We start from the raw sequence: 11,950 nt of genomic DNA, 5'->3' as shown, positions 1-11,950 counted from the left end.
GAGGAAGATTTTCCGTGAGCATCGCCAAATATCTGCCTGACCACGACTCCGAGATTTTTGCTTCCCGATCCGCTTTCGCTTTGACCGGATTCGCGGCGCGCACGACCAATGCTGCCGAGTTCGGGCCGAACGGCAAGATTCCCGAACTGTGGCGTACGTACTATCAAAGCGGCCTCCCGCTGGATTCCTCGGTTCGCGATCCGCACTTGATCTACGCGCTGTACACCGATTACGAAAGCGACGCTTCCGGCGCCTACACGCTGGTCATCGGCCACGAATCGGCAGTCGCCGACGGCCCGACGCCGATCGAACGAAGACGCTTCGCGGAAGACGAGTCCGAGCGTCTGCGCGCCCTGGTACCGGAAAGCCGATACCGAATTTTTCGCACGCAGCGCGGCCCTATTGCCGAAGTGGTAGCCGAGGCATGGGGCGAAATCTGGTCTTATTACGAAACGTCTTCCGAACGCAGATCCTATACGGGGGATTTCGAGCTGTACGATACCCGCGGCTTCGACCCGGAAGCAGCGGAAGTCTCAATCTATATCGCGGTGAGGTGAAGCGGGGGGCGCTGCGGGAGAAATTCGGTAAAGGCGCTGTCTCACCCGGAAAAGTCGATTGAAATTTTTAATGGAAGTTTTCCGAGTTCAAAGGCGTCTTGACCTGAATTTCTCCCTCCGCTGCACGCTTCAAGTTTTTTTGTAAGTAATAGAAGCCCTGCCGTATTTGGCAGGGCTTGTTTGTTTTTTATACAAAATTAAAAAAGGATCACGAAGCCATGCTTACTCCAAGCATCCTTACTCCGACGGAGTCAGAGAGAGAAGCCGGTCGATGTCCGAAGCGGGAACGGGACGGCCGAACAGGAAGCCTTGCATCTCCACGCATTCGATCGAACGAAGGATCTCGGCCTGGTTTTCGCTTTCGACGCCTTCGGCGATGACGCTCATCTCCAGAGTGCGGGCCAGATCGATGATATGGGACACGATTTTTCGGTTGACCTGGCGATTTTCGAGCTTGCTGGTGAATTGTCGGGCGATCTTGAGCTTATCGATCGGGAAGCTCTCCAGGTAAGACAACGAAGAATAGCCCGTCCCGAAGTCGTCGATCGAGATCGTCAATCCGAGCTGCTTGAGCTCGCTCAGGCGCGACAACACGAGCTCCGGCTGCTCGAGCGCCGCCGACTCCGTGATTTCGAGGTCGAGCAGCTCCGGGGCGAGGCCCGTTTCGCGCAGGACCCCGGCGATCTGTCCGACAATGTCCGGTTGATGAAGTTGTCTCGGCGACAGATTGACGCCTACTTTGATCGACGTTCCCGCGTCGCTCCATTGTTTGGCTTGACGGCAAGCCTGCTTCAGCACCCAGGCTCCGATCGTCAAAATCTGACCGCTTTCTTCGGCGATCGGAATGAATTCGACCGGCGAGATCGGACCGAATGTCGGATGGTTCCAACGAATCAGTGCTTCGACGCCTTTCAGTTGCCCTGAAGCGGAATCGATCTGAGGTTGGTAATGCAGCAGCAGGCGATTTTCTTCGATCGCCTGTCCCAAATCTTGTTCCAGAATAAACTTTCGGGAAAAAGCCGGATCGGTCTCGCAGTACATCCGATGGTGGCCTTTGCCGCCGTATTTGACTTGGTACAGCGCGATATCGGCTTTTTTCATCAAGCCTACAGGCGTATCGTCGTCGATCGGGTACACAGACAAGCCGATGCTCGGCAGCGCAACGATCTCCTGTTCCGCAAGAGCGTGGGGCGGGCTCAAAGCGTCCAAAATAACCTGCGCGGCCGCCCGGGCGCCTTCTTTGTCGTCGATGCCGCGCAGGATCAGCGTGAATTCGTCGCCGCCCTGCCGGGCGACCGTATCATTCGCGCCGATGCAGAGCCTGAGACGTTCGCCCACGGAAATCAGCAGGCGGTCGCCGACGTCGTGCCCGAGCGTATCGTTGACGTTTTTGAAGCGGTCCAGATCGATAAACACGACGGCAAACGTCTCGCCCGCCTCGCGAGACCGCTCGATCGTTTCTTTCAACTCGGCGTCGAAAGAAGCTCGGTTGGGCAGCCCCGTCAGCGGATCGTGATAAGCCAGGTAGCGAATCCGTTCCTCGTTCCGCTTGTTCTCCGTGATGTCGCGTCCGATCCCGAAAACGCCGACGATCCGGTCTCGCACTCTAATCGGGATATGCGTCACGCTGACGGTGCTGATCCGTCCGCTCAAGCTGCGGATTTCGCCTTCGTAACGTTCCGCTTCGCCCGATCTGACGGCCGACATGTAATCTTCTGTTTGCGCCGGACGGTCGCTCAGCACGAATTCGGTATGGGACATGCCGATCAGCTGCTCGCGGCCGCAGTCCAGCAGTTCCGACGCGGCCGCGTTCGCGCTGTCGAAATTCCCGTTCGGATCGAGCGAATAGACGGCGTCCGGATGATATTCGAACAGGGATTTGTACCGTTCTTCGCTTAATTCGAGTTCTTCCGTTTTGCGGTAGACGCTGATCAGAAGATCGTGATTTTCGAAAATAATCAGCAGTTGGCGGACGATGACGAGCAGGATCGAAATGCCGGTGCCGATCGTGAAAGCATCGATGCCGGCCGAACCGGAAATCATGAACGAGAAAAGAATCAACACGTTCAAATAAGGCAAAATGATCCGGGGAATGTCCAGGCGTTCGACGCCGGTTTCCGAGGTTTCGGAAATCGGCTGTTTTGAAAGTTCGGGTCGCTGGATAAAGCCGGCATAGCCGACCAACAGCAGGCTAAGCATGAAAAACGGATCAACGAAGCTGCCCGAATCGTACGATTCCGCGGACAGCAAATACAAATAAACCGAGTCGACGCCCGCCTGAGTCACGAGACCCAGAAAAATGAACAGAATGATCCGGCGGGAAAATATTTTGCGGGCGCCCCAGTACAAGCTCATCGCGCCGAACAGCAGCGCGAGGTCGGTGATCGGATATGACAAGTTGACGATCATCGTCAAACTCGAGAGTTCGATGTCATGCAAAACCGGAGCGATCAGGTAGTGCCAACTGAAGGTGGCGGCAACGGTCATGACGATCATGATATCGAATACCAGCTTGAACGCTCCGTAGCTTTTTTTCAGCCGGATAAACGGATAAACGAAAGCCGCCAAATAACAAACAACCTGCAAAATATAGAAAAAATCGGTCCAGCCGGGGGAAGGAGGATCGATTCGCAGCACTTTTTCTTCATACAGCCAAACGGATTCGGCGATGAAATAATTGAAGCACCCCAAGGAAAGCAGCATCCAAAAGGTCTTTTTTTCTCCGCATGTGCGTTTGGCAGCTCCAAACAGCCATAGTGCGGCGATCAGGCTTCCGGCCACGGAAAGGATGTCTCCTCCCCAGGTCGCCATATTGTCGTCGCCGTTCCAAATCAAAATCCACGTATAATAAAAGCCCGTAAAAAGAAGCACAAAAAGAAGAGCGGCGATGTGTTTGGCGGAAGTGCGCATGAATGGTTCCCTCTTTTTTTATATAGTTCTTTAGCTCTATGCTTATCATAGTCTATCTTTTAATTAATCGGTACGAAAAAAAGAAATATTAGAAAAATAAACTCATAGCAAGCAAGATTAGGTAACCGAATCGGAGCAGCGGGGCACTATAGAGAAGAAACATGCTGAAGGAGGACGAACACGCGTGGAAGAATGGGTGGAAAAAGCAAAACGCGGCGAGCCGGAAGCCTATGAAAAACTGTTCCGGCAGTACCGCAAAATGGCCTACGCCGCCGCTTACGACAAGCTGGGCGATGCGCAGTCGTCGGAAGACGCCGTGCAGGAAGCCTTCGCGGAAGCGTTCGAAGGATTGGAAGCCTTGCAGCAGCCGAAAGCTTTTCCGGGTTGGTTCCGGACGATCGTCCAAAGGAGGGCGATCCGGCTGATCCGGCGCAAAAAAATCCCCGCGCTGCCGATCGGGGAAAGCTTTTCGGATTTCGCGGACAAAGAAGGCAGCGCGGAAGAAATCGCGGAGCGGCGCGAGACGAGACGCATGCTGTACGATTCGGTCGAAGAACTGCCGGAAACCCAACGTCTGGCGGTGCGGCTTTTCTATTTCGAAGGTTGCCGGACGAAGGACATCGCGGTTTTTCTGGACATATCGGAATCGGCGCTCAAAAAAAGATTGTTCGATGCCCGGGCCAAGCTGAGATCGGCGCTGCACGTTTCGGACTTTTCCGCCGCGTTCCGCGACTTGCATGAAGGAGGCAAACATATGCTGCATATCGTAAACGGAGATCATACCGCAGACCTGCTGTGTCAGGCAGGAATCGAAGGCGAGGTGCTGGTGTGGCGGGAGCTTTATCCGTTCGGACCGGCTTTCGCGGATATGGAAGAAGCGTCGGCCCGTTTCGCGCGTGCCGAAGCGTTGGAGCGGGAGCTGGGCATTCCGCGTGCGCTTTACTTGGAGGGATGTTCGGCGCAGGAGCGCAAGCTGCGCGAGCTTGAGCGATTCGAAGAAGCCGTGTTGTGGTTCGAACATGATCTGTTCGATCAGGCCATGTTGGCTTTGCTGCTGAATCGGATCGGGCGGATGCAGCGGGGACGTACCCGGATCAGCCTGCTCTGCATCGGCGAGTTTCCGGGCATCGAAGTTTTCCACGGGCTTGGGCAGCTGAAGCCCGAACAGCTTCGGACCTTGTCGGGTACTTGGCAGCCGGTCGGCGAGGCGCAGTTCGCGCTCGCGTCGCGCTTCTGGGCGGCATACAGCTCGCCGGATCCGGAAGAGCATGTCCGCTTCCTGACGGCGGACGCCGAAGCCCTGCCGTTTGCCCGCGCCGCTTTCGAAGCGCATCTGGCGCGGCTGCCGTCCGCCTTCGATGGGCTCGGCAGCATCCAGCGAGCCGCGCTGGAAGCCGCCGCCTCCGGCGCTGCCGCGCCCGGCGAGCTGTTTCGGCTCGCCGCGGACAAGCTGGTCGCCCTCGGCTTGGGCGACCTGGAATTCTGGCGGCATCTGGAACGGATGTCCGCCGGGCCGTCTCCGCTGCTTCGCCCGAGCGGAGACGGCAGCTTTCCGAAGTACGGCCAATGCCCGCCGGACTTCGGAAACCGCAAGTTCGAGCCGTCTGCGCTCGGACGGCAGGTCCTGGCCGGAGAAGTCCCCGCGCCGCAAGACGCGGGCGCCTATCCGGAATGGGCGGGCGGACTGAGTCTCGCCGGACCCGACGCCCCGCGTTGGGACGCGCGGGCCAAGCGGATTGTCCGGGCGGAGTGCGATTGAAGCCCAAACAGCCGGAACCCTGAAAGGTTCCGACGGTTTCGCGCGTGTCAGGGGTTCTTTTTCCGGGTAGTACGTTGTCAGCCATGAAATTCGTAACCGAAGCGGGTTCGGCGCGTATAAACGGAAAGAATACATGACGCGCAAAGCGAATCGCTTGGCGCGGATCAGGAGGAAACCCATGACGAACGAACAAGAAGAGACCGGACGCGAAGAATCGGAGCCGAAGCAAGCCGTGCCCGATAGCGAGCAGGAACTGCAGGCCGCTTTGAAAGAAATCGAGAAGTGGACGAAAAGCCAGCGCAAGCTGCCGATCTGGGATCGGATCGCGAGCATTCCGTTCAAGCTGTTGGACAAAGTCACGCCCAAATTCATTCACGAAAAGATCGGCGGTTTGTTGGACGAACTGGGCAACTACGTGCAAAACGGCGGCAAATATCTGATTGCCCGTCGCCATGTAACCGGCGTATTGGAAGCGGCCGCGCGCAAAAGGCATTTGCCGGAGACCGGACCTTATCCGCTTGCCGTCATGGACGAAGCGGCAAAGCGGCTGTCCGGGGAAAGCCGCAACTTGGCAACCGCCCAAGGAGCAACGACGGGCGTCGGCGGGATTTTCACGCTGGCTGCGGATATTCCGGCCGTGCTCGGCTTGTCGCTGAAAGTGATCCAGGAGATCGGGCTGTGCTACGGCTACGACGCCAACGACAAAGCCGAGCGGGTCTTCGCCGTCAAGGTTCTCCAGTTTACCTCCTCCGATATCGTGGGCAAGCAGGCCGTGCTGGAAGAATTGAACCTCAAAGCAGGCGAGGACGGCAAGCTGCCGCCTTCGGTCACCGCCATGTCGAAGATTCAAGGCTGGCGCGAGGTGGTCACCACGTACCGCGACAGTTGGGGATGGAAAAAGCTGCTGCAAGCCGTTCCTGTTGCCGGCATCGTGTTCGGCGCCGTGGCAAACCGCCAGACGCTCGGCGACGTCTCGGAAGCGGCCCATATGCTGTACCGCAAAAGACGGGTGCTGGAACGGTTGGACGCTTTGGAGAAATCGGATTCGTAGCACGGGAGCGGCAGACGCGCGAAGGCGCAGGTCTGCCGCTTCTTTTTCGCCTTGATTGAGACAAGCTATTAGTCGGTTAATTCTGTGTAAGAAAGCGAGTACGACGGGAAGACGCACGGGATGATCCGCATTCTCGCCGACATCAAGGAGGAACAGCCATGCAGTGGAAAGGGAGAAGAGCGAGCCGCAACGTCGAAGACCAGCGGGGTCGAAGCGGCGGAGGAGGTTTAATGGTCGGAGGCGGCTTGGGCGTAGGCGGGATCGTGATCGTCATTATCGTCATGCTGCTCGGCGGCAATCCGTCCGACCTGCTGAACGGCGGCGCTTCGACGCAGCAAACGCAGACGCAATCGCAATCGGCCGCTAATTATCAAGGACCGGCGGAGGAAGAAGAATTGGCTGACTTCGTCTCGGTCGTGCTGGCCGATACCGAGGACGTATGGGGCCGGATTTTCCAAGAAAACGGAATGACCTACCGCAATCCGAAGCTCGTGCTGTTTAGCGGCAGCGTGCAATCCGCATGCGGGACGGCCAGCTCGGCAGTCGGGCCGTTTTACTGTCCCGGCGACGAAAAGCTGTATATCGATCTGAGCTTTTACGACGAATTGAAGCAGCAGTTCAACGCGCCGGGCGATTTCGCGATGGCTTACGTCGTGGCGCACGAAGTCGGACACCATGTGCAAAACCTGCTCGGTACGAGCGGCAAAGTCGATCGCCTGCGCCAAACGCTCAGCAAAACGGAGTATAACAAGTACTCCGTCAAGCTGGAGCTTCAGGCGGACTATTACGCGGGGGTATGGGCGCATTACGAACAGGGACAGAACCTGCTGGAGCAGGGAGACCTCGACGAGGCGCTGACGGCCGCGAGCGCCGTGGGAGACGACAGCATCCAGCTTCAATCGCAGGGTTACGTCGTGCCCGACAGTTTCACCCACGGCACGTCCGAACAGCGAAAGAGCTGGTTTTACAAAGGCTTCCAAAGCGGTACGATCGAAGGCGGCGACACGTTCGGCGGCAGCTTGTAGATTCGCGGATTCGCCGCGCGCAATTTAAAAGAACCTTCGTTTCCGCCGTCTCGCGGATTCGAAGGTTCTTTTTGACGGGGCCGTTTTTAAAACAACTTTACTTCGCGTTTTCGTCGCTTGCGCAGACAGCGCCGTCCGCTTCGTTTTCAGGGGCTTGCGCCGTCGGTTCGACCGTCACCCCGTCCTCCATCGCCGGCTGCGCCGCGACCTCGCCCGGCGTAGCGGCTTTCACCGTACCGCCCACGGCCGCTGTTTCCTCCGATGCCGCCTGCGTTTCCGGAAAACGCTTCGCGATCCATTCCGCGAACAGCGCGTAGTCCCGCTCCACGACGTCCGCGTACGCGTAGGCGAATTGAGAGACATGCTTGGCAAACGCGTCCGGGTCGTCTCCCATGGCGTCAGCAATTTCTTTTTCGCTGTGGTACGGCAAAATGCCCAAGCTCACGTCGAAGTCGGCCCGTGCGTGCATTTTGGCGGTCAGTTGTCCCATAAGGGTCAGCACGCGATCCATATCTTCCGTCGTTTGCAGCGCTTCAAGCTTCAAACGCTTTTTGTACGGGGAGCGCTCGCGTGCGTAGAAGTGGCGTCCGTCCATCGTCAGGAAGCCCAGATAAGGGTCCGCTTCATGATGCATCGCCTGCTGGGTGGCCGTTACGCGCTTGCCTTGATGCGCGAAGGTCTCCCAGAACGATTCGGAATACGGCATGAAGTAGGCGGGAACCGGCACGCGAACCTCTTTGACCTCAAGCACCGTATCGTCCGAATCGCGGTCGCCCGTGGCCTCAGCCGTGCCGCCTTCGATCAGTACGTAGAATCGGTCCAATCCGATCGAAGCGGTGCCGGATCCGTGTTTGGCCGCGATGTCTTTGATCCGATAATGTTCTTCGCCCGGGCGGCGGCATAGCAGGGTGTCCATATAGAAGTTCCATGACTGTTCAAGTCCGCCGCGCTCGGCTTCGGTCGGTTCGACCAGCTCGTTATTTTCAAGGAACGCGCGTCCGTCGCCGCTTTGCATCCGAGCCGTGACCTTTTCCAGAAAATGTCCTTGCTGACGCTTCTCCAGCTTGCGGAGAAGTTTGCGTACCGCCCCTTTGGCGCAGTCCGAATCGACGACGAAGTCGGCCGGATCGTCTTTGCCGGAAGCGAATTTGCCGATCTGCTTGTAATACGACCGGATGTAATGCGCCGCCGCATCAACCTGCTGCTCCTGGGTGTAACCCAGTTGACGTCCGACCAGCACGATGCTGACGGTCATGCGCACGACGTCGTACAGATAGGAACCGACATAGCCTTCGTCAAAGTCGTTCACGTCATAGAAGATGCGCCCGTCGCCGCTTTGGAACGCGCCGAAATTTTCGAAATGCAGATCGCCTTGCACCCAGGTCGGGCGTTCCTTCGGCGTATGATAAGGAAAGTATTGGCGCGTGACGTCGAAGTAGAACAGATAGGCGCTGCCTCGATAAAAGGAAAAGGGGCTCAGTGCCATTTTGCGATATTTTTCCGTACGCTTGGCGTCGTCGAGAGCCATGCGTTCTCCGTCGAATTCGTCAAAGATCGAAATCAGCGTATCCTGGCGCAATTTTTTGCGCGTGCGCAGAACGCCTTCGGTAATGCTTGCATTGACAGTGGACATAAACTTTCACTCCTTCGGATTTTCTGCATGGAAAAGCATACGCAGCGAGCTTGTCCAAGGTTGCGGCAATCGTTTATTTTCATGGCGCGAAGACTGATTCTGTGGTAGGATGGGCAGCGCCGGAAGAACTTGATGCGACGGCAGGGCCAAGAGGCCATTTTCTATAGAGGACGTGAACTTAATGATTTTAGTTACTGTACCGAAGCCGGATGTCTCGATCGAAAAGCAGGAGAATCCGCAGCTTAGCCATATTTACGGATTTACCGACTTTCACCTGATCACGCGCGAAGAAGCCGGCATTTTCATGTTTTACGGCGAGAACGACGAGCTGCTCTTCGTCGGCAAAGCCCGCAAGCTCAGACCCCGGATCAAAAAGCATTTTGAAGACAGCGTATCGCCGATGAAAAATCATCGCGAAGAAGTTCGCCGCATTGACGTCTGCCTGGTGGCCGATCCGACGCATCGCGAGATTTACGAGACGTTTTTGATCAACGACGGCCGTGCCAAATACAACGTCGATAAAGTATTTTATAAATAAAGTTCGAACCCGCTACCTTCATAAAGGACAGGGGACTACCGTGTCGACAGTAAAAAAGCCTGTCCTTCCGAAGCGCGATATGCGCTCCGGGGACAGGCTTTTTCGTCGATCTTTCGGACTTCGACGTCCGATTACGCGTGGTGGTTCCACTGATGGTCGCCCGATAAATATTTCTCGGTCAGGATCGACAGCAGCTGAATGCCCACTTCATTGTGACCGCCCTCCGGAATGATGAGGTCGGCGTATTTCTTCGAAGGTTCGATAAACGCTTCGTGCATCGGCTTAACCGTGCGCAGATATTGATCGTGCACGGAGCGGATGCTGCGTCCGCGATCTTCGATATCGCGCACGACACGGCGAAGAATCCGCACGTCCGGGTCGGTATCGACGAAGACTTTGATGTCGAGCAGCGCACGAAGATTCTCGTCCGACAAGACATGCAATCCTTCGATGATGACGATATTGTTGGGCTTCAGTTCCACGGTCTGATCGGCGGAACGGGCGTGCATGGTGAAGTCGTAGACTGGCGCATGGGCCACCTTGCCTTCTTTCAAATCGTTCAGGTGTTGGACCATCAGATCGTTGTCGAAAGCGAACGGGTGATCATAATTGATCGCTCCGCGCTCTTCGAAGCTAAGCTCCGGATGATCTTTATAATAGTTGTCCTGAGATATGAACGTAACTTTTCCGGCGCCGAGCCGGTCGATGACGGATCGTGCGACCGTTGTTTTGCCGGAACCGGTGCCGCCGGCGATACCAATAATGAGCATGGCGATCGATAAACCTCCCTAGGTTGATGGCCGATTGCAATTGTTTGCAATTTCAGTATTGTAGCACAGTACGCTCTTTTTTTCACCCGATTTTATTGCATTTGTTCGGACTCTTGCAAGAATGGATTGCGCGCGACCGAACCCGCCGCTACAATTGAGAAACGCGGATACGGCGGACGCATGTTTTCGAACCGATTTCGTTTCGGAATTCTTCGATCATGTTTTCGCGGAAGGCGATATACAGCAGAAGAACGGGAGGCAGTTCCCTTGAAGCATAAAACCGGCAGCCCAAGCTTGAGCCGGCTGATCCGTCGCTCCATGAATTCGTCCACGTTGTTTACCATTCTAGTCTTCGCGGTCATCGTCACGATCCTGCTTTCGGTCGTGATCCGGCCGCTTGCCCAGCTCGGCGCCCAACTGGTCGCGCACTCCACGATGCGGGAGATGACGTCGCCCGCTTTCCCCAAAAATCACGGCATTGCCCGGCTTGAGGATCTCTCGCCGGAAGCGACTGGTTTCGAACGCTGGTGGAAGACGGTCGAACGGCAGGAAGTGGTCAATTATCGCATTCCGTGGATCGACGGCGACGAGCCTCTGGCGTACGACGAAGGGCGCGAAATGCCGCGCGCGCTGCACACCGTCGATATCGTCGTTCGATTGGGCGATCAAGAACTGTACCGCAGCGCCTATCTGTCGCCCTCCGGAACGGCCGAAGAAGCGCTGCGCGAACGGAATTGGCTGTACGATTATTTCAATAAGCCGTATTTTGCGCCGATCGTAAACGACGACGGCGAAGAGGTCGGTTTGATCATAGCCCGAATTTATCCGCCTTTGCTGGTAGAGATCGTCGGCGTGACCGCGGTGTTGATGCTGCTGCTCGGCCTGCTCTGTTTCTACGTCAATTATCTGCTCGGCAAATGGCTGATCGGCCCGCTGCTTCGATCCCTCGGTCAACTGCGCAACGTTTTTCGCCGCCTTGCGGACGGCGACGTGGACGAGCTGTTCGAAAAAGGCATCCAGATGGATCGCTCGTACTCGGAGATCGAAGACATTGCCGTCGAAACGGGACGCATCATCGATAATACCAAGATGCATATGGAACAGCTGAAGCAAAAGAACGAAGAGCTGGAAGCGCAGAAAAAAGTGCTGACGCATCAAGCCACGATCGACGGGTTGACGGAACTGAACAACCGCCGCCATTTCCTCGAACTGATCGGGGGAAGGCTCGGCGAGCCCGGGCTCATGCTCATGCTGCTCGATATCGACGATTTCAAGCGGATCAACGATACTTACGGCCATGCGGGGGGCGACGTGATTCTCGAAGGTTTCGCTTCCGTGTTGAAAGAAAGCTTCGGCGGGCACGCGGTCGTCGGGCGTTTCGGCGGGGAAGAGTTCGCGGTCTTTTCGACGCGTTTGTCCGAAGAAGAAATGCGCTCGGGAGCGGAACGGCTGCGGGCGGCTATCCAATCCGCCGTATTCGACCTGCCGGGGAGCCGCTCGATCGGCGTGACGGCGAGCATCGGGGTCGCCTATGCGCCGCAAAACGTTCTGACGTTCGAAGAACTATACCAACAGGCCGATGCCGCGTTGTACGCGTCCAAGCGTACGGGCAAAAACCGCGTGACTGTATTCGGCGAGAGTCCGTTCCGTCTGCCGGGCTGAAAAAGATCGGCCCGGATACGTTGACCGCCGCCCGCGTTTGATCCG

At 56.7% G+C, this 11,950-nt stretch carries 9 protein-coding genes; 6 read left to right on the top strand and 3 right to left on the bottom strand.

The features are described from left to right. Positions 1-14: 14 nt before the first annotated feature. A complete protein-coding gene (locus HRQ63_RS18575; protein ID WP_308809937.1) occupies positions 15-557 on the top strand; it encodes a GyrI-like domain-containing protein in 543 nt (180 codons plus the stop codon). A gap of 237 nt (positions 558-794) precedes the next feature. Here the strand turns inward: HRQ63_RS18575 and HRQ63_RS18570 are convergent, their stop codons facing one another. Then, positions 795-3,467 (bottom strand): DUF4084 domain-containing protein, encoded by a 2,673-nt coding sequence (locus HRQ63_RS18570; protein WP_172246549.1) that lies wholly within the window; start codon positions 3,465-3,467, stop codon positions 795-797. 184 nt (positions 3,468-3,651) lie between these two features. Between HRQ63_RS18570 and HRQ63_RS18565 the strand changes: the two genes are divergently transcribed. The 3 genes from HRQ63_RS18565 (at position 3,652) to ypfJ (ending at position 7,302) form a co-directional block, all read left to right on the top strand. Beyond that, a complete protein-coding gene (locus HRQ63_RS18565) occupies positions 3,652-5,226 on the top strand; it encodes a sigma-70 family RNA polymerase sigma factor (protein ID WP_172246547.1) in 1,575 nt (524 codons plus the stop codon). 178 nt (positions 5,227-5,404) lie between these two features. Further along, complete coding sequence (locus HRQ63_RS18560; protein WP_172246545.1) at positions 5,405-6,277, top strand: EcsC family protein; 873 nt, start codon at positions 5,405-5,407, stop codon at positions 6,275-6,277. A 158-nt stretch (positions 6,278-6,435) separates the two neighbouring features. Then, positions 6,436-7,302 carry a KPN_02809 family neutral zinc metallopeptidase gene (ypfJ, locus tag HRQ63_RS18555; RefSeq protein WP_172246543.1) on the top strand — a complete coding sequence of 289 codons (867 nt, stop codon included), beginning with the start codon at positions 6,436-6,438 and terminating at the stop codon, positions 7,300-7,302. Positions 7,303-7,399: 97 nt separating this feature from the next. Here the strand turns inward: ypfJ and HRQ63_RS18550 are convergent, their stop codons facing one another. Next, a complete protein-coding gene (locus HRQ63_RS18550; protein ID WP_172246541.1) occupies positions 7,400-8,935 on the bottom strand; it encodes a DUF2252 domain-containing protein in 1,536 nt (511 codons plus the stop codon). Positions 8,936-9,116: 181 nt separating this feature from the next. Between HRQ63_RS18550 and HRQ63_RS18545 the strand changes: the two genes are divergently transcribed. After that, positions 9,117-9,473, top strand: coding sequence for a nucleotide excision repair endonuclease (locus HRQ63_RS18545; protein ID WP_172246539.1), 357 nt, complete (start codon positions 9,117-9,119; stop codon positions 9,471-9,473). Between the two features lie 131 nt (positions 9,474-9,604). Here HRQ63_RS18545 and udk read toward each other — a convergent pair whose 3' ends face one another. Beyond that, positions 9,605-10,243, bottom strand: a complete 639-nt coding sequence (gene udk, locus HRQ63_RS18540) for a uridine kinase (RefSeq protein ID WP_172246537.1) — start codon at positions 10,241-10,243, stop codon at positions 9,605-9,607. A gap of 267 nt (positions 10,244-10,510) precedes the next feature. On the opposite strand from udk, the gene HRQ63_RS18535 reads away from it, so the two are divergent. Further along, positions 10,511-11,905 (top strand): GGDEF domain-containing protein, encoded by a 1,395-nt coding sequence (locus tag HRQ63_RS18535; RefSeq protein ID WP_172246535.1) that lies wholly within the window; start codon positions 10,511-10,513, stop codon positions 11,903-11,905. Positions 11,906-11,950: the final 45 nt, after the last annotated feature.

Source organism: Saccharibacillus endophyticus (assembly GCF_013185185.1).
Classification (GTDB): Bacteria; Bacillota; Bacilli; order Paenibacillales; family Paenibacillaceae; genus Saccharibacillus; species Saccharibacillus endophyticus.
This window is presented reverse-complemented; position numbering and strand designations above follow the sequence as displayed.